Here is a 21,603-nt window from a genome sequence, read left to right as displayed (position 1 = left end):
GGGAACTCTTAACAGGTAACAGGGAACAAATAAAAAACTAAAGTTTAAGAGTTTAAAGCTCAGTCAAAAAAAAGGATGTTTTTTTCGTGCTACGCATCTCAAAAAACAGTGTCATTATTTCAATCTCATGTTTTTAAACATGAGTTTTTTCTGTTAAGAGTTGCTTCCTGTTCCCTCTGAATTGACAATCTTGAATAGCAGATGCAAAAACATCACGTTCATCCAACCAAAATCATAAGTCGCAAATATGGCGATGGCTTTTATGGGATCAGCTACGTGTAGATTTATCCCTCGGATGAATACACTCACCGCAGGCATCACGCAAATGCAAACAATATGAATTTGTTAACTTGTTAAATAAGCTGCATGATGTAGATGTCTAAATGAATATCCATCAGGGATAGCCAGATTTTGATGCTTGTAAACAACATGGATAACGAATCCTAGCTGACTTACTTGCCAAAATTGCTGAGTCGATCAAGGAAATTTTTGTTGCACCAATAATAAACACTTTACCATTAAACAACTAAAATTTAATGTCCAAAAAGCAAAATTGCTGTAGGTCTTTTCCATCGCTCTTGGGATTTAGTCAGTTGTGGGCAGTCAGTTGTCAGTGATTCATGACGCACTTAATATTAACTAATCACTAATAACTCATAACTAAATGAAAGTCGTATTTTTTGGTACTCCCCAGTTTGCTGTTCCCACGCTTGAAAAATTACTGAATCACCCAGAATTTCAAGTTTTAGCGGTTGTCAGTCAGCCAGATAAACGCCGAGAGCGAGGGAATAAACTGACACCATCACCAGTAAAAATACTTGCTACTGCTCACAACCTCCCAGTATGGCAACCAGAGAAAGTGAAAAAAGATGTTGAAACTTTAAAACAACTTCAACAATTAGAAGCAGATGTGTTTGTCGTAGTTGCCTACGGACAGATTTTGTCTAAAAAAATCCTAAATATGCCCAAGTTTGGTTGCATCAACGTACATGGTTCGATTTTACCTCAGTATCGAGGTGCGGCTCCAATTCAGTGGTGTCTGTATCACGGTGAGAAAAAAACCGGGATTACGACGATGTTAATGGATGCTGGCATGGATACGGGAGATATGCTTTTAAAAGCAACTATACCTATTCAATTATTAGATAATGCCCAAATTTTAGCTGATCAGCTAGAGATAATTGGTGCGGATTTGTTGGTAGAAACCTTGTTCAAGCTAGAACGTCAGGAAATTAGACCTATTCCCCAAGATAATTCCGCAGCTACTTATGCATCTTTGATTCAAAAGCAAGACTATAATTTGGACTGGTCAAAGACTGCTATCCAGTTACACAATCAAATCAGAGGTTTTTATCCTCACTGTATAACTACCTTTCGTAACCAAACACTAAAAATCACAGCCACTGTTCCCCTCGATTCTGCTTATATTCAAGAGTTACCACCTGAATTACAAGATAAAATACATAAAATACCTAATTTGTCAAGTATATCCGGCGTTCCTGGACAAGTAGTGAGTATTATTAAGGGCATCGGCGCAATTGTACAAACTGGGGAAGGGTTATTGCTTTTAAGAGAAGTACAGCTTACAGGGAAACGTCCCCAATCTGGATGGGATTTTGTTAATGGTACTCGCTTAACGGTGGGAGAAATGATGGCTGATTGAAATTAGTTAAAAATTAAAAACAGTTTTAGTCGGGGGTATTTCTCAATTTTTCCCCGTCCCAGAGTCTTTAGCCCCCTGTTAAGAGTTCCCTATTTTCATAGAACAGACAGGATTTACAAGGGCCTTCTGGGTTGACTGCACAGCGAATGATTTCTGAATGAGCATTATAGCTACAGGTTGCATCACCAACTACCCAACGCCTGCCAATTAAGGTTTTTTCATCTGGTCGTTTAGCAGATTGTACATAGATGGCTACATTATGTAAGCGGTAGCGTCCTGCTTTTAATTGATACTTATGACGACGTTCTAAAACTGCATAGGTTTTACCTTCAAGATCAAGATAATTCCCTGGTTGGGGTGTCCAATCAAGTTGCAATCTACCGAGAGACTGACGTGGGTTTGTCAGAATTACCTCTGTTAGTAAGGAGTCTGGTTCCATCATAAGTTTATATTATGTGATTTACATTATAAAAATAATATCGCAATAGCCTACTGTAGATGAATATATTTAGAGGCTGTTGATGTCGTAGTTTATTTCGATTTTAGCGATCGCTTTCGGTACTGTATTTAGCACCATCGCTGCTACTGAAAGTCCCGGATATCACATTTTGATAAACAATCTGTAAATTGACCATACACAAATGAATTAAAAGATGTTATATCTGATCAAATAAATGATTTTGTCAATCAATCTCAAGCCGCAACAGTAAATCTAAGTCTAGGAAACTTGACAACACTTTGGGTGATTTTAAGTAGGTAAACAGAAAAATTTAAAGGTATGTGAAGAAAAGTAAATAGGGCTGAAACCCTCTTTCCCCCTGCTCCCTGCCTTACCCCAACGACAATTTTTAACGCCCACCTACTTAGCTGTCGTAACTATAAACTTGGTATGGTTTGGATTTATGAGTCAAGTTGTTACTTGTGATTTTGATAAAAATCGAGGTTCTATGCTCTTATAGGGCTATTTAATATAAATTGAAGCGTAAATAATTTATTTAATAAAGATATAATTTAGATACATACACGTATATGAAGATAATAGCGGAATAGTTAACATTTCGTCATCACCAGACAAAAGTTTAGCCTAGTCTAGCTACTCATCTATTAGTACTATAGATAACCCCTAGAATAAGACTTAAAATTTACACATCTTTACAATCAGCGCTCCTGAGAGAGAATCTATCGGGTAAACACTTGATGGCTATGTTGCTGATTAAAGCTGAATAGTGGCGATCTTGGCAGATAAACTGTTCAGGCAGCTTATTACATTGTTTAAAGTTATGTAGCCTTTTACTTACAGGCTATCAATGACTGCGGTAAACTATGCCTTGATTATGATTCCTTCGCAGAGAAGAACACTCGAAAGGAGCAGTTTTTTCAATGTCTCATACCGTAAAAATCTACGATACCTGCATTGGCTGCACCCAATGCGTCCGCGCTTGCCCCACTGACGTTCTAGAAATGGTTCCTTGGGATGGCTGTAAAGCTGCTCAAGTTGCTGCTTCTCCCCGCACAGAAGACTGTGTAGGTTGCAAACGTTGTGAAACTGCTTGTCCCACCGACTTTTTAAGCATCCGAGTTTATCTAGGCGCTGAAACAACTCGCAGCATGGGTCTAGCATACTGAGGATTTGTAAAAACTCAGTAAATTAGTGCTGAGGTCTGAGAACAGGAAGAATTCAGAAGCAAGTCACCTAAAAGCATTCTTGATTCTTCTCTCAGAACTCAGCACTCTTAAAATAATTCGTAATGCTCCCTTCGGGAGAGCTACGCTAACGTAATTCGTAATTCGTAATAGTGCCTACGGCAAGCTATGCTAACGTAATTAAGCTGTATTAATCCTTTTGAAGAGAGAAAGTTGCTCATCGAAGATGACATGGAGTGTATGTGCGTCCCTCTCTTTGTGAGTCTGTTCGTGAATTTTGGCGATGACCAATCTGTGCTGACAACTATACTTAATTAAATTCGGTGAACAGTAAATCCTGAACAGTTATTAGGCTGATGGTGAGAGATTTAAACCAGATCAACTGATAACTGACAACTGGAAACTGCTAACTGGTAAACATCCTGAAACCGGAGTGGTTGAAGCAATGTGCGGAATAGTTGGATATATAGGCACTCAGGCAGCGACAGATATTTTACTAGCTGGACTAGAAAAATTAGAATATAGAGGTTACGACTCAGCCGGAATTGCCACTATTTGGGAAGGTGATGTTAATTGTGTACGGGCTAAGGGCAAATTACTCAACCTGCGTTCTAAACTCGAACAAATCGAAAATCCTGCCCAAATTGGCATTGGTCACACCCGCTGGGCAACTCATGGTAAACCAGAAGAACATAACGCCCATCCACATATGGATACGGCGCTGCGGGTAGCGGTGGTGCAGAATGGGATTATTGAAAATTATCGGGAGTTGCGGGAACACCTAAAGGCGCTAGGACATGAATTCCGCTCAGAAACAGATACAGAAGTTATTCCCCATCTCATCGCTGAGTGTTTAAAGCATTCTTCTGAAAATCCTACTTCTCCTTCGGTGTTTTTAGATGCGGTGCGGGAAGCCGTGAGTAAATTAGAAGGGGCTTATGCGATCGCTGCTATTTCTGCTGACTACCCCGATGAATTGATTGTAGTTCGCCAACAAGCACCGTTAGTCATTGGTTTCGGACAAGGTGAGTTTTTCTGTGCTTCTGATACCCCGGCGATTGTTCCCTATACCCGCGCTGTATTGTCCCTAGAAAATGGCGAAATCGCTCGTTTGACTCCTTTAGGGGTGGAAGTATACAACTTTGCTGGGCATCGTTTAAAGAAGCATCCCCGCACCTTGAACTGGAATCCCATCATGGTGGAAAAACAGGGATTCAAACATTTTATGCTCAAGGAAATCTATGAGCAACCGGGGGTAGTCCGGGATTGTTTGGAGGCTTATTTCCCAACAGAAGACAACGCCCAAATCACAAATCAATCCCCGGTGAACTTGGGTTTACCAGCAGAATTTTACGCAGATTTAGAACAAATTCAAATTGTTGCCTGTGGTACAAGTTGGCACGCGGCGTTAGTGGGTAAATACTTATTAGAACAATTAGCGGGAATTCCCACACAAGTACAATATGCTTCGGAATTTCGTTATGCACCATCACCACTAACTGCTCATACTCTTACTATTGGGGTAACTCAGTCAGGGGAAACTGCTGATACTTTGGCAGCTTTGTCAATGGAAAAAGAACGCCGTCAAGGGAAAGAGGCTAAGTATCAAGCGCGACTTTTGGGAATTACCAACCGCCCAGAAAGTAGTTTGGGTAATATGGTTGCAAATATTATCAATACTCATGGGGGTATTGAAATTGGTGTGGCGGCGACAAAGACTTTTGTGGCACAATTAATGGCGTTTTATGCTTTGGCGTTAGATTTAGGTTATCGTCGTCATGAGATTAGTGCGCCAAGATTTGAGGAAATTCTCACAGGTTTACGGCAGTTACCAGGGGAAATTGAAGCAATTTTAGAAACTCAAGAACGTTATATTGAACATTTGGTACATGATTTTTCAGAAACGAAAGATTTTATCTTTATTGGGAGAGGAATTAATTTTCCTATTGCTTTAGAAGGGGCTTTGAAATTAAAGGAAATTAGCTATATTCACGCCGAAGGTTATCCAGCGGGAGAAATGAAACATGGACCAATTGCGTTGTTAGATGCTAAAGTTCCAGTTGTTGCGATCGCTGTTCCTGGTAGTGTATACGAAAAGGTGATTTCTAATGCCCAAGAAGCTAAAGCTAGAGATTCCCGGTTAATTGGCGTGACTTCTGTTAAAGATGGGGAAGCGGCAGAAATCTTTAATGATTTAATTCCGGTTTCTGATGTGGAGGAAATTTTGTCCCCTATTTTAACAGTTATTCCATTGCAATTGTTAGCTTATCATATTGCCGCACGACGGGGTTTGGATGTAGATCAGCCCAGAAATTTAGCCAAGTCTGTGACAGTTGAATAAGTGATATTTGTAGGGTAATAAAAATTTGTAAAAATTCTCCTATGGGTGTATGTAATAATCATCCACAGGAGAATTTTTTGTGGGTAGGAGTAGGCGAGACTGGACACAATAGCCCAAACTTAGTTCTTCACCGGTAAAGGCAGAGGGCAGGAGGCAGGAGGCAGAAGGAATGTCTCCTCTGCCCACGACTGAAAGGAGTAAGGGTATGAAGCCCCTCCCAAATCGAAAATTTGGGAGCTTCCGATTGGGAGGGGTCACAATCCCTTTCCAATTGGTTCCTTCTGCCCTCTGCCCTCTGCCTCCTGCCTTCTTGAACTAGCTGCTCAATGTACTCCTCAAACTCTAATTGAGCCAAGGTTTGATTATCAAATTCATCTTGTACCATCATCTGAATAACCTCGTTGATGGGGTTTGACAAAAGGCGATCGCTTTTTGATTTCAGATCATAGTTTAGTTACTCTGGTAGCCAACAAGCAATATTTTTATAGAAAATTTTATTTAGTCACTTCCACCGTGCTAAGAAAATCCTTGACAGAGATTTATAAAGCCGAGCAAATAGCATCTAACACTTTTATAGAAACACTTTCAGATTCGCCATACTCTAATTTTTTCAGGTTTTGGTGGGAGCATTCACCACCTTGAGCCACAATTTCCTCTACTAGCTTTTGACGGGATTTTTTACCACGCAATCGCTTTAAAACCTCTGCTCTGTCTTTATTCCAGACAACAGAAACAACATCAGCAACATAAATATACATTTTCGTTTCTTTATCCCTCTGATTAGTCATATAATAGCTACAGCAGTAAACAATACTTATAAATTATGGCTACTACAGTTTACAAAATATGAGGAGGGTCTGAATCTAACGTAAAAATAAGGGTTTTGGTCTTGTAAATTTCCCAACTTTATTATATTTCTACACTCAGTTCTGATGACTTTAGTGCCTATAACGGTTATCCAGTTAAAGCTCAACAGAAATGCCAAGGGCATTTACGCCGTCACTTTAAGAAAGTCATAAAGCTTCCTGGCTATTTAATCCCTCAAATTTAGACCTGAATCCTTACAATAATTTTTTCTGGCTGGGATTTTTCAAAAATATCAATTATCTTGGTCACATCTGCGGAATGTGGTTTTCAAGTCTGGGAGCATCAAAATTCTCAACGGTAAAGGTGGTAAAGACCGCACTGCTTATTTACCAGATGGGGCGGTGACGGTGGTGAAAGACTGGTTAAAAGTGAGGGGACGGGAAGCTGGGTCTTTATTTTGTCATATTAATAAAGCAGGTGTGGTTACTCTACGACAACTTTCATCCCAGGCAGTCTTGTTAATTCTGGAAAAACGCGGTAAAGAAGCTGGGGTTAGTGACTTTTCTGCACATGATTTCCGCAGAACCTTTATTTCAGAACTTTTAGATTCCGGTGTTGATATTGTGACTGTACAGAAATTGGTAGGTCATGCCACCACTGACCAAACCGCTAGATATGACCGTCGGGGTGAGGAAACCAAGCGTCAAGCAGTGCAGTTTATTAGTGTTCCTAGACGAAAATAGTTGTAATCCTGTAATCTGAAGCTGTAATCACTGGAACCATACAAGCTTGAATAAATTACTTATCGGGATTGGTGGAATGTTTGCTGGTTCTACTAAAAAGCCCAGTTGAATCAAACAACTAGGCTAAATTATATGATATGTCACCGCACTGACATAACTAATTATTCAACGTCTGCTTCCCAGACCACTTTTCGGCTTTATAATTTAGTTTTGCTCCAAATTTATTTTGACAACTTTGCTTTTTTCTTCAACAATCTTGGGCAAATTCAGATTCAAAATACCATCTTTATATTCAGCGGTAACTTTAGTATTTTGAATCTGTGCATGTAGAGGAATTACACGCTGGAATTTACCATAATAAAATTCACTTCTGGTTTTCCCGTTAGGCTCTGATTCGGTTGTGGACTTCCGTTCTCCACTGATAGAAACCGCATCCTCTGTGACTTGAATATCCAAATATTTTGCTTCCATACCAGGAAGTTCTAGTTTCAGAATAACTGCATCATCAGTTTCAGTTAGTTCAGCAGCAGGAACTCTGGTAACAGTATTTAAATCTTTCAAAGTAGCTGGCACTAAATCATCAAATAAGCGATTTAAGCTGCGTTCTAGAGTGTTAATTTCTTTCCATGGGGTGTAACGAACCAGTGTCATATAGATATACCTCTATTTGTTAGTGATTTGAGTGTTTCATCAACTCTTTGATTTTTATCTTAAGGAAGAATCAAAAAAGTGTAAATTCGGTTTTTATCACTTCTTGAATGATGATTACCACACCAATCATTTAAGCCCGAAAAAATTCGGTTAACACTAATATTGGTTCGGTTAACACGACTTAATTAGTCAGTTGTTTTTTAATTTGGTTTGACTTACCTACTGCCTAACTGGATAATATAATCCGTCTTGAGGCTGAAATTTCCACCCCAACCCACTTGGGTCACGATTCCTCGACCAACTCAGAAATTCCTTCTCGCTCTTGCTTTCCCGTTCTGTAATCAGACTTTGGGCAGTAACCCCCAATCTCTGCGCTAAATTTTCATTGGCAAAAGAATGAACCTTTAATTACAACATGGTGTGTTGTTACAGAAACCTGTTATATTTTGCTAACTCGCAAAGGAGTTCAAGCTCAAGTGACTTTTTTAAATAGTCTGGAACAAGAATTATTTACAGTTTTTAATTTAGAACCTCACCATACTCCGCGAATTATTCAATTATTGGAAAAATATGCTAATTTGCCAATGGACTTAGCTGATGCTTCCCTAGTAATTTTAGCAGAGCAGAACATTTAGGACATGGACGCATTTTTCAGTAGATCAGCGTGATTTTAACACCTATCGTTGGAAGCAAACTTATCCTTTTGAAAATCTGCTGTTTTGAGGTAATTAAAAACTCATACACCTAGAAAAATTCACCCCACCTGAGAATTATCACCTGACCATGAGTTATAATTAATATTAAAGTCATAACCATAAAATTACTATGACTATCCAAACCTTAGACAAAACCACCGGAATTTCAGAACAGCGATTTCTTCTACCTGGTTATTACACCTGGAAGGAATTTGAAATAATAGAAACCTTAACCGCAGATGCAGCAGGTTTGCAGATAACTTATCTTGATGGGTGCATCGAATTTATGACACTTGGTGAGCAACACGAAAATATCAAAAAAATTATCGCTATTTTGATAGAAGCATATCTCTTTGAAAAAGGGATAAACTTTATCCCAGTAGGTAGTGCTACTCGTCGTGCAAAAGAAAAAAGTGCTTCCTTTGAACCTGATGAATCTTATTATATCGGAGAAAAAGCGGAAAGTTGCGTGGGCGGCTCTGCCGACTTGAGCAAACTTTCCAAGACAAAAGCAAATCCAGATTTAGCAATTGAAGTTAATATTACCAGTGGTAGTATTGATAAACTTGAAAAATACAAAAGATTTAATATTACTGAAGTCTGGTTTTGGGAAAATAATCAATTGTCTCTATATCATCTCAAAAATGATAATTATGAGCAAATTAATCAAAGTGAATTATTGCCAGATTTAAATATAGATTTATTAGCGAGTTGTGTTTTAATGTCTTCCATTATTGATGCGAGAACAGAATTTATTACAGGTATTAAAAAGTAGTAGTTATTGAGGCTGGCTTTCTACATCATTTCACCCACCTATCACCACTTAGTGTATGATAGGAACATAACAAAAAAAATGACTCAGTTAAAGAGCTAATTCTGGTCATCAAAATTGAATCAATATCGAATTATCATAGATCATTATTTGGAGTATAAGAAATGGAATCATTAATTTTAACTTTCACCCAAAATTTAGATTTTTCCGAGTCTGAGATAGAAACAATTCTCTCAACTCCTTTGAATCAGGTTATCAACTCACCAGCACTGAAACAAGAATTAAATAGTTTAGATATTAACTTACTTAAAAAAACCTTACCTACGGCTGGTGCAGTCTTATCTCAACATTTACCTCTTTTTTATGACTGGCTAAAAAATGAGTTAGGAGTTCAGCGTGTTCCTGACAGCCCAGACCATACAACAAAATGGGTAGTTGGTTTTCTCAATAATCAAGAAAGTATCAATCATTTAGTTGAATTACATCGTCCTGTACCACACGCAGCTTTAGAACAAGCCGTTCCTCGTTTGGTAGGTTTATTTGATGGTGTGGAAGATGTTAAAGTCCGTCAGGAATGGGAAAAAGCAGTTGCTGCACTTTGTTTAGTTTTAGTTGTTGATGCTAGGGAACAAGAAAAACTGGTCAAATAAACGTCAGCATCAGGATTAGTAAGATGAAAGGATTCACAGGATTTAGTATTGGTAAAAATCCTGATTTTTAATATTCAGTCATACCAATAAAATTCTGTACAATCTTTAAAATCCCCTAAATCCTGATTTTGACTAAAGTAATGGCCGATGTTGAATCCAAGGATTAGCGGCTTCTAATTGCGCTGCTAGACTAATTAAAGTAGACTCAGCGGCAGGTTTACCCATTAACTGCACACTCAAGGGTAAACCATTGCTATCAAAACCAACAGGAATAGCTATAGCTGGTAATCCAGTAGCATTGGCTATAGGACAAGGGGCAACCCAGTTGACAATATTTTCAAATGTCTCTTCTGGACTCAAATTTGCCCATTCTCCTACGCGAATCGGTGAATGCAAATAAACTGGCAACACCAGCACATCAAAAGTATCGAAAAACGCGATAATTTGTCGTGAAACTATCTGCATCTGGGCAAGTGCTTGTAGATATTCACCAACAGAATTGCTTCTGGCTAATAACCAGCGATTTACTGGCTGCAATGCTTCTGCGGGAAGCCCAGATGCTGCTATTCCAGCTTGCCAGACAATTTGAAATGGTTCAACTAAACCGCTAAAATCTGGGCATTGTTCCTCTATTTGATGTCCAAATTGTGACAGCAACTGGACGGTTTTTAATACCCCTTGTTTACAGTTAGCGTCAGCTTCTCCAAAGGGAAGCATACTTGTACTAAAGGCTATTTTTAAGTGATCGGTTTTTTGTTGAGTTGCAGCCAGAAATGAGGGTTCAGGATCTGGCAACCAATAAGGATCACCTGTAACATAGCCAGAGATAACGTCTAACATAGCCGCTGCATCAACGACTGTGCGGGCGATTGGACCATTAACAGCGATTCCCCCTAAGCGATCGCCTACAGGGGCTTTAGTGACTCTTCCTCTGCTTGGTTTGATACCCACGACACCACAACAAGCCGCAGGTCCACGAATTGAACCACCACCATCAGAACCTTGAGCGATCGCACTTAATCCTGCTGCAACTGATGAGGCTGCACCACCACTGGAACCACCAGGAGTATATTCTAAATTCCAGGGATTCCTCGCTGGGGGAAATCCGGTGGCTTCACTGTAAGGAAAAGAACCTAATTCAGAAGTCGCAGTTTTCCCAAGAATAATAAACCCAACTTCTTTAATCTTTGTTACTACCCCATCATCATGTTTAGCTATATTATTTAACAGTGCTGGATTACCATACGTACAGGTAATACCAGCCACAGATGTTAAGTCTTTGATAGAAATTGGTACACCAAAAAATGGCGGTAATTCTGAGGTAGTTGTGAGTAATTCTGTTTTGGCTTTGGCATCAGCAATAGCTAAATCTGCTGTTACTGTAAAATAACTTCCTAGTTGAGGATTTAAGCGTTCAATCCGTTCTAAATATAATTTTACTAACTCTAGAGGCGACAATTCCCGACGACGAATTAATTGTGCTAACTCCAGTGCAGGGGTAAAAGCTAAGTCAGTTTCATTCATTACTGTTTTTTCTAATTGGAATTTTCATACATCTATCAAAAGTTATAAATTTTGCATCTTTGGTAATTATGGTTTTTCAGCTTGATTTTGCTGCTAATATTGAGTAAGTTATCATTTCTAGATGCTGATGTCTAGCCTCATGGTGAATAATAGTAACCTAACAATTATTAAACCATCCCATCAATGGCATCTAGATGTTGTTTTTTCTGATAATATGTTTTAAAAGTATCTTTATTAGTATTGAGACGAGATATGATGACTATCAAACTCCAGAACGAAAAAGATCAGCTACAGGCAAGTACTAAAAAGATAAATCAAGAAACCAAAGCCGAAAAAGTTCTCTGTATTCACTGTCAACGTACCGCTACAAACGGTATTAAATGTAAAGGTATTTGTGTGGCTGATAATGACTATTAATAGTATAGCAATTAGCATTCAAGTGAGGTACAAGTTCTAATAATTAAACGCAGATGATTTTGTACTTTACTAGACTAGGAAACGCTATATCATTATATTCACTTATTTTGATTTTAAATAATTCCAAAAAACAAATTATCTGATTTTACTGAATTAGCAAGACTTTTTCGGTCTCTCCATGACAATAGCGATCGCACTCGCCAAAAATGCGATCGCATTCTCGATTTATCTAAAGTTGTGATCTATCCGTTAAAATCTCATAACCTGTATCTGTCACCAACACCGTATGCTCAAACTGTGCAGATAGAGAATTATCCACGGTTACAGCTGTCCACCTGTCAGATAAAATTCGCGTTAATCTTGAACCAGCATTTAAAATTGGCTCAATTGCTAAAGTCATTCCCGCACGCAACTTCACATTAGGTATGTCACGAGTTCTGTAATTAAATACAGCGGGTTCTTCGTGTAAATTTCGACCAACACCATGTCCAGTAAATTCTTCTACCACACAAAATTTATTAGCTTTTACATGGTCTTCAATTGCACCAGCAATCTCAGCTAGATGTACACCAGCTTTTACCTGTTCAATACCTTTGAAGAGGGATTCTTCCGCGACGCGAATCAGTCTAGCCGCTTCTGGAGTCACATCACCTACAGCAATTGTAATACATGAATCTCCGTGAAAACCTTGATAATATGCGCCAGTATCTACTTTTAAGACATCTCCCAGGCGGATAAATTTTTTGGGACTAGGAATACCATGAACTACTTCATTATTAATGCTAGAGCAGATTGAAGCGGGAAAACCATGATATCCCTTAAAGCTAGGTGTTGCACCCATTTCCCGGATACGTTTTTCTGCATGAGCATCCAAATCAGCCGTAGTCATTCCTGGCTTGACTAGTTCAGAAATTTCTTTGAGAACGGTTGCTACAATTTTAGCTGATTGCCGCATAATCTCAATTTCACGGGGCGATTTAATTTCAATTCCTCGCCGTTGTCTTGGTGCTGGTTTAGGTTGGGCTGGTTTAGAAAGCAGATTACTGAAAATGTTCATGGGGAATTAATAATTACTGGCGCTTTGCAGCTTAAGTGTGAATTCGTTGATATCTATTGCAAAAAAATATCTATTCCATATTCTAAGTTAACTTATTTTGCACCTCTGAAGGACTCATGCAGAGTGACAGAAATAACTAAGTAGGTAAACAGAAAAATTTAAAGGTATGTGAAGAAAAGTAGCTTACTGGGTAGACGGTGTTTGACGACCGTAGCGAGAATTAACCTTTGGGTACTACCTAAGTTTACTCTGTCCGCAGAATCTCAGCGGCTTTAGCCCTGAGAGTGTCAAAACTCTAGTTCTAGCTGTTGTTCGTTCTCTGTTGTAGGGAATATTTGGGGGAGTTGATCAATTTGAAAGTACTGGTGAAATTTCGGTGTGATTTGTAATGAGTATGAACGAGAATCGCCGTCTCGACGTTTGCGAACAAAACCCAATTCTACAAGTTCGGGAACGTGTTGATATGCACCTGAACCGCGTAGGTTAATTAAATCACTTTGGAGCATGGGACTATTAAGAGCGATCGCTGCTAAAGTCCGTAAAGCTCCTACACCTAATTCTACAGGAATCAAAGTCTGTACTAAATCATAAAAATCTGACCGGACTTGCAAACTGTAAGCATTTAGGGTTTCTACAACTTCCAAAGCACTATCTCTACGGGCATAATCGTCCATGAGTTCAATTATACCTTCTTCGGCTGTGGCGCGATCGCACCCAGCATACTCGGCGATTTCACTCAAGGACAAGGGTTTACCCTTTAAATAAAGAATTGCTTCTATTTTGATGGCTATGGATATATTTTTAGGCATTTTGAACAAGAAGTTTAGTAGGGTGCGTCAGATTGCCAAATTTTGTTAATTGTGGGCAAATTATCGGGTCTGACACACCTGAAATTAGTCCTCACACATTAGTAGGGTGCATCAGATTACCAAATTTTGTTAATTGTGGGCAAATTATCGGGTCTGACGCACCCTACAAGAGGTGAAATTCAAATCACATATTGTATAAATATTGTCAATATTTCAATTATAAAACTTTACTTACAATTGGAATTATAAAGTTCAGTCTTAAAACTAATATTTTTATATTAAGATTTGAACTCTCAGCATTCCTACTATATACACGCCTATTTTTTTTGTTTATACTCTTACATAAATGATTGCGTGTAAAACTTTTAGGAGATTAATAATGTTTCGACAAGCTTTGTCCATTCTGACTGGCAGCTTCGTAGTTGCTGCTAGTGTAGGCGTAGTTTTTAACCAACCTAGTTCTGCTCAAACTCCTGGACCATTTAGTTGTAATTTAAATAACTACACAACTGTTGTTAATGGAAACGTGGTTGTCAGTTGGCGTTCAGAAGCTTTTTCTGCGTCTGGATACACTCCAAGACAGAGATGTCTGGAAGTATCAGGAAGATTTAACAGCTTTAGGAGTACAGGTCAGTTAAATTACATAACTGCCGGGATTGTCAATGGATTACCAGTAGTCTGTGCTGCATCTCCTGGCGGTTCCTGCAACGGGGGAAATGTTTTGTTCACTTTGAGTCGCCGTAACAGGCTGAATGTCGCTGAAGTAATGCAAACCCTGTTTGATAATCGTGCTGGTGCTGCTGGTGCAGTTGTGCAAGAGTCTTCTGAGCGAGTTTACATTGATGTCAATAAAATGCTATCTAGCCTCGGTAGCTCAGAACCCACAGCATCTGCGAACCCAGAACCTAGTGAAACAACCCAACCTAACCAGCCAACTCCAGGTGGTAGCTGGTGAAAGTGAAGTTTTTTTGAAACCAGCTAAAACTTCTACTAATATGGACTGAAATCCTTCTCAGAACTAAGAATTATAGTGGGAAGGATTTACTAGTCAAATATTTTTAGATGGGACGAAAATGAAATATTTAAGAGTTAGTTTATTTGCTTTGATTGCCTTTTTGTATTGCATTCTTTCAGCCGAAGTTGTCTATTCAAAAGACAAACAAATACCGATAATTGTTTCCCAAACCAACCAATCTGATAGCGATTTATCAGTAAATGCTCTGCGCGAGATTACCCGCGCAATTAGCGTGAAGATTATAGCCGGACAAGGCTGGGGAACGGGTGTGATTATAAGCAAAAAAGGTCAAGTTTATACTGTAGTCACTAACGCTCATGTTTTGAGATTAGGGACTAACTATCAAATCCAAACACTTGATGGTAAAATTTATAACGGTCAAGCAATTAAAGCAATTAATTTTCAAGACGATGATTTAGGACTAGTCACTTTTAAGAGTAATCAAAATTATGCGATCGCTTCAATTGCTAACACACCTTTAGCTGTTGGTGATCAAACTTTTGCTGCTGGATTTCCCAATCAAACCAAAACTTGGTCATTCACAGTCGGAAAAGTCGATTACATCTTACCTAAATCTTTCCAAGGTGGCTACCAAGTTGGTTATAGTAATGACATTCTCAAAGGCATGAGTGGCGGACCAGTAATTAATCAGCGTGGTAAACTGGTAGCAATTAATGGTAGACACAAATATCCTCTTTGGGGAAATCCCTTTATTTTTCAAGACGGTTCCACTCCAGTTTCCGAAATTCGAGCCAAGTTTGAGGAATCTAGTTGGGCTGTTTCTATGCAAATATTTTTGCAACACGCCCCTCAATTTGCTAGTGGCAGTATATATCCATATACAGTTCCTTCCTCATCTTCTGCTGTAATTGACCTAGAACAGTCACCAAATCTAACACCAAGTTTAATCACCAAAGAGAAACCTGTTCGTTCAGTTTGGTAAAATTTGCCCCTGGTGAATATAACATAACTTCCCTTTTGAAGATCAAGGACTACCAATATATCATGTTAAATAAATATACTTTCTCCGGTTGCTTGCTCGGTGCAGCAATAGTTATGGTAGCCAGTCCAGCTTTTGCTAAACAAGCTTTAATCCCAACAGAAGTAGCAAAGATAGCTAAATCAACCTTAGTTTTAATTAAGCCGACTGTTAATGCTCCTGGTTCTGGGGTAATTATTGGACGCTACAAAGAAGGTGGACAGTTTGTTTATGTGGTTTTGACAGCGAATCACGTTGTCCAGTATAACGACGATGAATATCAAGTTACTACACCGATAGCTCAAGATGGGCGGAAACAACGCCAAAAAATTGCGATTTCGACAACAAAAGATATTCAGAGATTACCTGGCGTAGATTTAGCAATCGTCCGCTTTCGCAGCAATCGCAACTTTACCGTAGCGACTCTTGGGGATTCCAATTATACCACAGAAGGGGCGGGGATTTATGTTGCGGGATTTTCCAATAAAGCATTAGCAATTAAAGTCCGCTCTTTTCAATTTACCTCTTCCCAGATTTCCAGTCGCTTAGATCAAGAAGACTCAATTGAAGACGAGAAAGAGGAAGCAGTAGACAATGGATATGCACTCACTTATACAGCTAATACTAGAGCCGGTATGAGTGGGGGTCCCGTTTTTGATGTATCAGGAAGACTTGTAGGTATTCACGGACGAGGGGACAAAGATGAAGCTTCTAAACAAGCTGGCTACTTCAAAACTGGATTTAATTTAGGGATTCCCATTCAGACTTTTTTGAAATTAGTACCGAATGCGGTTCAGCAATTTAGAATCACATTGGATACATCAGAGCCAGGGTTATTTAACAATCTAATTGCTACCAGAGGTGTTAATAATAATAATAGAGTACCACCAACAATAAATATTACTGAGGAAGATGTGATTGAGGAAGAAGATGCTGTGTCCGAAGCTGGAAGTCAAAAGTCAGACAATAACACAATATCCCCACCCAGCCAACCTAGTCAACCAGTAACTCAGCCACCAGTATCCAATCAAAATACTAATCCTACTCCTACTCAGAATAATAACTGGTGATCTGGTAATATCTTCTGTGGGGGAAAGTTTTAGCTATACCAAGGATTTATATGGATTCTCTTGTGGGAAAGATAGGTTTATTTCTACTTACCAATGCGATAGCTTCTCTACGAGAGGCTACGCCAACGCTCGCCACAGGCATCGCCATCATAGCTAATTTGAGTGCGATCGCACCAGCCACAGGCCAAATCACCCCAGCCACAGGTGGCGGTTCAGTCGTAAACACCCACGGAAATCAAATAGACATCAGTGGTGGAAACCTTTCCAGAGATAACGCCAATCTTTTTCACAGCTTTCAAAAATTCGGACTAGACTCCAACCAAACAGCCAACTTTCTCTCCAATCCCAACATTCGCAACATTTTAGGGCGTGTTATTGGTGGTGATCCTTCAATCATCAACGGACTACTACAAGTCATTGGTGGTAACTCCAACCTCTTTTTAATCAACCCATCTGGAATTGTATTTGGTGCTAATGCGAGATTAAACATACCAGGAGACTTCACCGCCACCACAGCTAATAGCATCTGGTTCGGTACAAATAAATTTAATGCAATTGGTAATAATGACTATGCAAATTTAGTAGGAACTCCTAACGCCTTTGGTTTTTCTGCTTCCCAACCAGGTAGTATCATTAATTTTGGCAATTTAAAAGTTGGGACTGGCAATAATTTAAACTTAATCGGTGGTACTGTTGTCAGCACTGGCAACTTATCAGCACCAGGTGGTAACATTACAGTTGCATCAGTTCCTGGTCAAAATCTCCTCCGCATCAGTCAAACCGGACATATACTCAGTCTAGAAGTTCAATCTCCATCAGACACATCTCCTACTCCCCTCACTCTATTAGACTTGTTAACAGGTATTAATGGCGGTAATGCCGACAGTCTAACAGTGAACAGCAACGGACAAGTAGAACTTACAGGTTCAGGACTGACTGTAAATTCCGGGGATGTAGTTGCTAAAAATATTACAGCCCAATCTGCTACCTTATCAGCCGCTAACAATTTAACTTTATTTGAAAGTCAACTCCAAACCACTGGAGATTTAAACCTCTTAGCTAAAGACACTATCAGGGTAAGAGATGGTATTACCAATCCCTTTTTAGCCCAAGCCGGGGGAAATCTTTATATCCAGGGAAATCAGAATATTGATATTCTGTCCTTGAATCATCCCCAAACACCATTTGTTAGCGGTGGGAATTTGAGTTTAGTAAGTGATGGTGTAGTTTCTGGAGATGCTCATTTTTACAGTGGTGGACAATTTGCTATTAAAAACCTTTCCGGTGGTGCAGGAACTTTTCAGAGTCTGTTTGACCCTATTATCAGGGCTAATGGAGATGTAATATTTGGAGACTATACAGGTGCGGCGCTGAAGGTAGAAGCGACAGGTAGTATTAAAGGTGGAAATATTAAAATTACTTCGGCTGATACAAGTGGGAGTATTCCTAGCTCAGATCCAGATTATACGGCATTAACCACTACTCGTGCATTGATTTTACGCGCGGGTTTAGCTGCAATTACTCCTGAAAATTTTCCTAGTTCTAATGGTGGAACATCCTTCACGACTCCCACCAGTTCCTTGGGTTTACCCGCTGGAAGTATAGAAGTAGGAAATATTGATACTCGTTCTGGAAATAGCCCTAGTGGTTCAATTACCCTATCTGGTGCTGGTACTATCAATGCTGGTTCTTTGCATTCAAAGGATATCTTTCTTTCTGGAAAAGAAATCAACCTGCTAGGAGGTGCTAATTCAGTTAGTGGCACAGGTAACTTAGTTTTGCAACCATCCACCTCTAATCAAAATATTAATTTGGGTGGTACTGATGATAGCGGGACAGCAACTCTAGACCTCACTATATCTGATTTAACGTCCTTCAAAAATGGCTTTAATTTTATCAAGGTTGGACGCAATGATGGTAATGGTATTGTTAATATAGTTAGTGATGTTGTCAAATTATTCCAAGATACAATCACAATTACTTCTCCTGGTGGAAATCTGACTGTTAACAGCAATATTAAAATCACAGCCACAGATAATCCTTCTTTACTGAATGCCGATGTCGCCACAATCATCCTCAATAAAGACATAGATGTCACCACCAATAATCAACCTATCACTTTGTTGCCCAAAGTCTTATTTGGAAATGGTGCTAATTTTTCTTTAAACTCTGGCAATGCTGATATTACTTTTGCTAACACAATTGATGGTAGTGGCGATTTAACTCTCCGTGCGGGTACAGGTAACATTAATTTTGGTGATGCTATTGGCGGTACAACTCCACTCAGTAGTCTCAAAATTCTCAGCGCCGCCAACACAAATATCTTAGGTAACATCACTACTATTGGCGATATCTACTTTGGTAGTCCCCTCACTCTCACGGGTATTAACCAAGTATTTAATTCCAATGCAGGTTCAATCACTGCAACAGGTAATATTACAACTAACTATCCTATCACTCTGCTGGCAAAAGGTAATATTTCTACAAAGGATATTTCTACCAATCCCACACCAAATCCTACACCCACTTCAACTTCTAATCCCACACCCAGTTCAACTCCTAATCCCACACCTAGTTCAACTCCTAATCCTACACCCAGTTCAACTCCTGATAATTTCATCCTCAAAAGTAATACGGGAACGGTAACGACTGAAAATATCACAACCAATGGTTCAGGAATCACTATTGAAGCTAAGGACAGTATTAAAGCTGGAGTGTTAAATTCCAGTTCTAACACTGACAATGGTGGTGCAGTCAAACTAGATGCTAATAATGATATTGAAGTTTCTGCTATCAATACCCAAAGTAAAAATGGTATTGGTGGGAATGTTGACATTACAACAAATCAATTTTTCCGCGCTATTGATACATTTCTTGATAGCAACAACATTAATGCCAGTATCTCAACTTTAGGTGGCGCAGATAGCGGTAATGTTACTATTCGTCACGGTGGTAATGGTAATACAGCCTTTGTTGTAGGTAATGGTACGATTAATGGTACTGCTGGAGCAATTTCTAGTAGTTCTAGTAATGTTATTTCACCTATTCAATCTTTCCTCAATAGTTACAATCAAGGAACTATTCAAATCATTACTCAATCAAATACAAATCCTTCAATTGATATTATTGATCCTAACAAAGACTTTATCCCACCAGAAATACCTACTGAATTACCCATTATTGATAATAACAATCCGGTTGTATTTGATCCTTTTCTAATACAAGAAATAGAGGAAAATTTTACCAATGAATTTAAACAATATCTAGAAATCACGGACGATTTTCCCACTAAAAGCTTATCTGATATACAAGCTGATCTCAGAAAAATTCAAGAAGCAACAGGTGTTAAACCCGCAGTCATCTATGCAAGATTCTCTCCTAGTGCCGATATCTCCACAAAAGATAAAGATCTACTATATTTAGTCCTTGTGACTGCTGAAGGTAAACCCATCAAGAAACAGGTTGATGACGCAACTAGACAGAAAGTTTTACAAATAGCTCGCAATTTTTATGGTGAAATTTCTGTTCCCCAAGAAGCTACTAATAATAAGTATTTAGCCTCTGCACAGCAACTACATCAATGGCTGATTAAACCTCTAGAAGAGGAATTGCAAAAGCAAGGGGTGACAAATCTCGTTTTTTCGATGGATGCAGGTTTACGTTCTATTCCCTTAGCTGCCCTCCAAGATGGTAAAAAGTTTTTGGTTGAAAAGTACAGCTTGGGGATATTACCCAGTCTTAGCCTTACTGATACTAATTACGTTAGTATCAAGAACTCCCAAGTCTTAGCAATGGGAGCTAGTGAATTTGCCAAAAACCAAAATCAGTCTCCCTTAAAGGCAGTTCCGGTTGAGCTTTCCACTATTGTCCAAAAACTATGGACAGGTAAATCTTTTCTTAACAGAGAATTTACTCTAAATAATCTGAAAAGACAACGCCAGTCTTATGAAATAATTCATTTGGCAACTCACGTAGACTTTGTTTCTGAGAAATCTCGTCAGTCATATCTCCAGTTATATGATCGTAAACTGAACTTTAATGAAGTCCGTCAATTAGGATGGAATAATCCAAAAGTACAATTACTAGTTTTAAGTGCTTGTAAATCAGCAATTGGAGATGATAAAAATGCGGAGTTAGGTTTTGCTGGATTAGCAGTAAACACTGGTGTGAAAACATCTGTTGCTAGTTTATGGTATATTTCAGATGCTGGAACTCTGGGATTAATAACTGAGTTTTACGGACAGTTAAAAACTGCTCCCATTAAAGCAGAAGCTCTACGACAAGCGCAGATAGCTATGATTAAAGGACAAGTCAGAATAGAAGGTAATAAATTAATCAGTGGGAATAATAGCATTGATCTCTCACCTGAATTGGCAAGTTATTTAACCCAAAATATTGTTGGTGATCTCTCTCATCCTTTTTACTGGGCAGCGTTTACTATGATTGGTAATCCTTGGTAATACCAGAAGGTAAGTGTGAGTTTTAAGTTGAAGAATAATTGAGGAATTGTTGATGTCTTACTAAATCTAATAACGTAAGTTGCTAGTTAGGGAAACTGTCTGAATCAGGATTTCCAGGATTTAAGGATGAAGAGGATGAAGTCTGGGATTTTATTACCAATTATCTATTACCTTTGAGTAAGTTCTGAGTCAATACTTGTCGGTTAAGCGAAAAAAATTAGGACTTACGCAAAAACTCTCCCAAACTCCTATTCCTCTGTGTCTTCTGCGTCCTCTGCGGTTCGTTTCTTCATGATTTTGCGTAAG

The 21,603-nt window shown here is 38.9% G+C and carries 18 protein-coding genes and 1 pseudogene; 12 read left to right on the top strand and 7 right to left on the bottom strand.

What is annotated here, in order from left to right:
- Nucleotides 1–664 precede the first annotated feature (664 nt).
- Entirely contained in the window at nt 665–1,663 is a 999-nt protein-coding gene (fmt, locus tag ANA7108_RS0108005; protein WP_016950259.1) for a methionyl-tRNA formyltransferase, read from the top strand.
- 67 nt (nt 1,664–1,730) lie between these two features.
- On the opposite strand, the gene ANA7108_RS0108000 is transcribed toward fmt, so the two are convergent.
- Nucleotides 1,731–2,102, bottom strand: a complete 372-nt coding sequence (locus ANA7108_RS0108000) for a DUF6464 family protein (RefSeq protein ID WP_016950258.1) — start codon at nt 2,100–2,102, stop codon at nt 1,731–1,733.
- Between the two features lie 941 nt (nt 2,103–3,043).
- On the opposite strand from ANA7108_RS0108000, the gene psaC reads away from it, so the two are divergent.
- The gene (psaC, locus tag ANA7108_RS0107995; protein WP_015080270.1) at nt 3,044–3,289 is read left to right on the top strand and encodes a photosystem I iron-sulfur center protein PsaC; all 246 of its coding nucleotides are present in this window, start codon (nt 3,044–3,046) and stop codon (nt 3,287–3,289) included.
- Nucleotides 3,290–3,752: 463 nt separating this feature from the next.
- Nucleotides 3,753–5,648, top strand: coding sequence for a glutamine--fructose-6-phosphate transaminase (isomerizing) (gene glmS, locus ANA7108_RS0107990; protein WP_016950256.1), 1,896 nt, complete (start codon nt 3,753–3,755; stop codon nt 5,646–5,648).
- Between the two features lie 539 nt (nt 5,649–6,187).
- Here the strand turns inward: glmS and ANA7108_RS27060 are convergent.
- The gene (locus tag ANA7108_RS27060; RefSeq protein ID WP_016950254.1) at nt 6,188–6,436 is read right to left on the bottom strand and encodes a helix-turn-helix transcriptional regulator; all 249 of its coding nucleotides are present in this window, start codon (nt 6,434–6,436) and stop codon (nt 6,188–6,190) included.
- 339 nt (nt 6,437–6,775) lie between these two features.
- Here ANA7108_RS27060 and ANA7108_RS0107975 point away from each other — a divergent pair, with 339 nt between their 5' ends.
- Entirely contained in the window at nt 6,776–7,198 is a 423-nt protein-coding gene (locus ANA7108_RS0107975) for a tyrosine-type recombinase/integrase (RefSeq protein WP_016950253.1), read from the top strand.
- 204 nt (nt 7,199–7,402) lie between these two features.
- Here the strand turns inward: ANA7108_RS0107975 and ANA7108_RS0107970 are convergent, their stop codons facing one another.
- Both ANA7108_RS0107970 and ANA7108_RS30895 read right to left on the bottom strand, forming a co-directional pair.
- Nucleotides 7,403–7,849, bottom strand: coding sequence for an Hsp20/alpha crystallin family protein (locus ANA7108_RS0107970; RefSeq protein WP_016950252.1), 447 nt, complete (start codon nt 7,847–7,849; stop codon nt 7,403–7,405).
- A 219-nt stretch (nt 7,850–8,068) separates the two neighbouring features.
- Nucleotides 8,069–8,257: pseudogene (locus ANA7108_RS30895) on the bottom strand (hypothetical protein); the annotation flags it as partial.
- 38 nt (nt 8,258–8,295) lie between these two features.
- On the opposite strand from ANA7108_RS30895, the gene ANA7108_RS30890 reads away from it, so the two are divergent.
- The 3 genes from ANA7108_RS30890 (at nt 8,296) to ANA7108_RS0107955 (ending at nt 9,966) form a co-directional block, all read left to right on the top strand.
- Nucleotides 8,296–8,484 (top strand): hypothetical protein, encoded by a 189-nt coding sequence (locus tag ANA7108_RS30890; protein WP_016950251.1) that lies wholly within the window; start codon nt 8,296–8,298, stop codon nt 8,482–8,484.
- Nucleotides 8,485–8,674: 190 nt separating this feature from the next.
- Nucleotides 8,675–9,319, top strand: coding sequence for a Uma2 family endonuclease (locus ANA7108_RS0107960; RefSeq protein ID WP_016950250.1), 645 nt, complete (start codon nt 8,675–8,677; stop codon nt 9,317–9,319).
- A gap of 161 nt (nt 9,320–9,480) precedes the next feature.
- On the top strand, nt 9,481–9,966 hold the full coding sequence (locus tag ANA7108_RS0107955) for a hypothetical protein (protein ID WP_016950249.1): 486 nt from the start codon (nt 9,481–9,483) through the stop codon (nt 9,964–9,966).
- Nucleotides 9,967–10,098: 132 nt separating this feature from the next.
- On the opposite strand, the gene ANA7108_RS0107950 is transcribed toward ANA7108_RS0107955, so the two are convergent.
- Nucleotides 10,099–11,490, bottom strand: coding sequence for an amidase (locus ANA7108_RS0107950; RefSeq protein WP_016950248.1), 1,392 nt, complete (start codon nt 11,488–11,490; stop codon nt 10,099–10,101).
- Between the two features lie 252 nt (nt 11,491–11,742).
- Here ANA7108_RS0107950 and ANA7108_RS30135 point away from each other — a divergent pair, with 252 nt between their 5' ends.
- On the top strand, nt 11,743–11,907 hold the full coding sequence (locus ANA7108_RS30135; protein WP_016950247.1) for a hypothetical protein: 165 nt from the start codon (nt 11,743–11,745) through the stop codon (nt 11,905–11,907).
- A gap of 229 nt (nt 11,908–12,136) precedes the next feature.
- On the opposite strand, the gene map is transcribed toward ANA7108_RS30135, so the two are convergent.
- Both map and scpB read right to left on the bottom strand, forming a co-directional pair.
- On the bottom strand, nt 12,137–12,964 hold the full coding sequence (gene map, locus ANA7108_RS0107940) for a type I methionyl aminopeptidase (protein ID WP_016950246.1): 828 nt from the start codon (nt 12,962–12,964) through the stop codon (nt 12,137–12,139).
- 287 nt (nt 12,965–13,251) lie between these two features.
- Nucleotides 13,252–13,773 carry an SMC-Scp complex subunit ScpB gene (gene scpB / locus ANA7108_RS0107935; protein WP_016950245.1) on the bottom strand — a complete coding sequence of 174 codons (522 nt, stop codon included), beginning with the start codon at nt 13,771–13,773 and terminating at the stop codon, nt 13,252–13,254.
- A 379-nt stretch (nt 13,774–14,152) separates the two neighbouring features.
- Between scpB and ANA7108_RS27050 the strand changes: the two genes are divergently transcribed.
- The 4 genes from ANA7108_RS27050 to ANA7108_RS27040 all read left to right on the top strand — a co-directional run bounded on the left by ANA7108_RS27050 (nt 14,153) and on the right by ANA7108_RS27040 (nt 21,297).
- On the top strand, nt 14,153–14,728 hold the full coding sequence (locus tag ANA7108_RS27050) for a COP23 domain-containing protein (protein ID WP_016950244.1): 576 nt from the start codon (nt 14,153–14,155) through the stop codon (nt 14,726–14,728).
- A 118-nt stretch (nt 14,729–14,846) separates the two neighbouring features.
- A complete protein-coding gene (locus tag ANA7108_RS27045) occupies nt 14,847–15,731 on the top strand; it encodes a serine protease (protein ID WP_016950243.1) in 885 nt (294 codons plus the stop codon).
- A 62-nt stretch (nt 15,732–15,793) separates the two neighbouring features.
- Complete coding sequence (locus ANA7108_RS0107920) at nt 15,794–16,837, top strand: serine protease (RefSeq protein WP_042490340.1); 1,044 nt, start codon at nt 15,794–15,796, stop codon at nt 16,835–16,837.
- A gap of 50 nt (nt 16,838–16,887) precedes the next feature.
- Nucleotides 16,888–21,297, top strand: coding sequence for a CHAT domain-containing protein (locus ANA7108_RS27040; protein ID WP_016950241.1), 4,410 nt, complete (start codon nt 16,888–16,890; stop codon nt 21,295–21,297).
- Nucleotides 21,298–21,603: the final 306 nt, after the last annotated feature.

Origin of the sequence: Anabaena sp. PCC 7108 (assembly GCF_000332135.1) — a bacterium.
Lineage (GTDB): Bacteria > Cyanobacteriota > Cyanobacteriia > Cyanobacteriales > Nostocaceae > Anabaena.
The sequence above is the reverse complement of the archived record's forward strand: the minus strand, read 5'-3'. Positions and strand labels throughout refer to the sequence as shown.